At 61.1% G+C, this 2,891-nt stretch carries 2 protein-coding genes; one reads left to right on the top strand and one right to left on the bottom strand.

What is annotated here, in order from left to right; genetic code table 11:
• Positions 1-2,144 (bottom strand): UPF0182 family protein (locus tag WCA53_RS00790; RefSeq protein WP_423904290.1); only part of this gene is annotated, 2,144 nt, incomplete at its 3' end.
• A 213-nt stretch (positions 2,145-2,357) separates the two neighbouring features.
• Between WCA53_RS00790 and WCA53_RS00785 the strand changes: the two genes are divergently transcribed.
• Positions 2,358-2,696: a 4a-hydroxytetrahydrobiopterin dehydratase gene (locus WCA53_RS00785; RefSeq protein ID WP_423904287.1), complete on the top strand. Its 339-nt coding sequence runs from the start codon at positions 2,358-2,360 to the stop codon at positions 2,694-2,696.
• Positions 2,697-2,891 lie beyond the last annotated feature (195 nt).

Raw genomic sequence — 2,891 nt, 5'->3', positions numbered from 1 at the left:
ATCATGTAGTAAGGCGTCATCGGCGTGGGCGCATTGCCGCCATCGATGCCGGCCAATTCGCGGGGAAACTGCCAGAGATCCTCACGGTTGTAGAAGACTTCCGGCGCGTCCATATGGTACGCACGATAAAGCTGCGCCTGGATCAGGAACAGGTCTTCGGGGTAGCGAATATGCTGCCGCAGGTCTTGCGGCATCGCGTCCAAAGGCTTGAACAGGCCAGGAAAGATGCGCTGGTACGTCCGCAAGATGGGATCCGTAGGATCGCTAACATATAAATCGACCGTGCCGTTATACGCATCGATCACCACCTTGACTGCGTTGCGGATGTAATTGGTGTCATCGCTGTTAGTCGGCTGGGAGTAGGGGAACCATTGGCTGGTGGTATAGGCGTCCTGCATCCAGAAAAGGCGCCCGCCGCTCACGACCATGTACGGGTCATGGTCGAGGGTGAGGAAAGGGGCGAGGGTGCGCACCCGGTCCTGGATGTTACGGTGCAGCAGGATCCGGCTCTGGTCCGTGGTATAGCCGGTCAGTAGGATGTTGGGGTCGTCGAACTGCCAGGCGAAGAGGCTGCGCCGCGCCATGCTGCCGATGGCGACACCGTCACGCCCGCTGTAATTCGTGTAGACGTTGTCCGTCCCCTTGGGGTAGTCGAACTCGGGTACGGTGCCTTTCACGATGACGTAGCTCTCGCCGCTCCCGCCGAAATAGAGGCGCGGTTCGCGGATGGTCGGGCCACCGTTGGCGACGGGCGGAATATCCTGCAGATAGAGGGAGGGTAGGCCTTCCGTGGATTTTTCCGTGACCGGCGACATCACGACCCCGTTGCCGTGGGTGAACAGGAGATGCAGGTTCACCCAGGTCTGGGCGTTCGCCGAGAGCATGTCTGGCTCAAGTTCGCGCGCGGACAGCATCACCTGCCTATACCCGGCGTCAAGCCGGTATCGGTCGATGTCCACGGAGAGGAATTTGTAATAGGTCCTGATCTCTTGCAACTGCGCGTAGGTATCCATCAGCGGCTGCACATCCCATAGGCGGATGTTGTCGATGGTCGGACGATTGGCCTGCAGCGAGGCGAGATTCAACCCTTGCTCGGCTGGGAACGGTTTTACCGCGATCTGCCCGAGGCCGTAGGCCTCCCGAGTCAGCGCGATATTGTGCTGGATATAGGGCGTCTCCCGCTCTAGCTCGCTCGGCTTGACATAGAAGCGCTGGAACAGCGCCGGGTAGATCTCGGCGCACACAAACGAGCTGCCGAACAGCAATAGCACCGAGGCGGCAGGAATTCGATAGTTCCTCCAGCGCATGTTCGCCCACGAGGCGAGCGATGCGGCAGCGGCAACGCCGACGAGCAGCCACAGGACCGGTAGCTCGACATGGACGTCGGTATAACTGGCGCCGACCACGACGCCGTTGTCGCCATACAGAAGCAAGTAGCGATCGAGCCCGTAGGACCAGGCCTTCAGCACAAAGAACAAACCGAGCAGCGCCGAACCATGAGCGCAAGCGGCGGGGGAGAGCCCACGCGGTGGTTGCTCCAGCGCGACGTCGCCACGCACCGCGTAAATCGCGCCTGCGACCACCGCGCTGCAGAAGAGCAGCTGCAGCAGCCAGTTCTTGAGCTCGATATAGGCGGGTAGCGTGAAGAGATAGAAGCTTATGTCCTTGTTAAAGATCGGATCGCGCTCGCCAAAGGGCACTTGATGAAGGAAGCGAAGCGCCATGTCCCAGCTTGAGAGTTCGCCAACGGCGAGGAGCAGCCCCAGCACGACGGCTACGCCCGCGATGGTGGAGCGCCAGGGAATGCGCGGCGAAAACTGGTCGGCCAGTTCAATGATGACCGCCGGAGTACTGGACGAAAACGCTAAAGACGGCGGCGAGCGGCCAAGGCTCTTCGCGTAGCGATGCGCGAGGAAACCCGACATCCCTATGGCGCCCGCCGAGACCGCGAACACGGCGGCGAACAGGAGCGCCTTGGCAGCAAGCATTGTGGAGAAAACGGCGCCATAGCCGACGGAAGAAAACCACAGCCAGTCGACGAGGAGGCCCGTGATGCGCTGGACGACGATCAGGCCAAGGACCACCAGCCCAACCGCGATTGCATTGCGCCTCCAGCGCGCGCCGGACGTCAGTTGCGACCGCATCGACCCTGCTCCTTTGCTGGCCTGTCAACCATGGCCGGCGGGGACGCCTTCATTGAATGATTGTAGTCCGGTGAACCAGGACGCGTTGCGCTCGCGGGCAGCCGGGCTTTCGCTGGCAAGGTCGCTCCTCATCGAGGTTTTCCCACGACGCCCCTAGGCGTATCGTAGTCGTGCGAATGACCCCGTCACTGATGCGAACGGAGGTAATGTGCGATGAATGACGATTTGCTGTCCAGGCACTGCGTGCCCTGCCGCGGCGGCGTTCCGCCTGTCACGCAAACACTGGCTGCCGATTTGCTAACCCAGACACCCGGCTGGGCGCTGGTTGACGAGGGCCGCCGCATTGAGCGCAAGTTCGGCTTCAAGGATTTCACGCAAGCCTACGAATTCGTGGCGAGGGTTGCGCAGCTCGCGGATGCCGAGGGACACCATCCCGATGTGTGTTTTGGCTGGGGCTGGGCCACGGTTTCGTGGCAGACCAAAAAGATCAAGGGCCTTCACGAGAACGACTTCATCATGGCGGCGAAGACGAATGGCCTTGCCGGGTCTTGAGCGAGCGAATGCTACTGAGGCTTGCCAAATCGTTGATACCACGTCGCCAAGCCGGTCAGTTCAGCTACCCGTTTGGGTGGTGTGCGCCCATTGTCGTTCTGTCATTCTGAATCCGCTCGTCGCCACTCGTCCTGCGAAGGATTCGAGCGCAATGCAATGGGCGGCATGAGGCAGGAGACATCAGGCACGACACGG

This window comes from Caballeronia sp. (genome assembly GCF_049581465.1).
In the GTDB taxonomy this organism is placed as follows: domain Bacteria; phylum Pseudomonadota; class Gammaproteobacteria; order Burkholderiales; family Burkholderiaceae; genus Caballeronia.
This window is presented reverse-complemented; position numbering and strand designations above follow the sequence as displayed.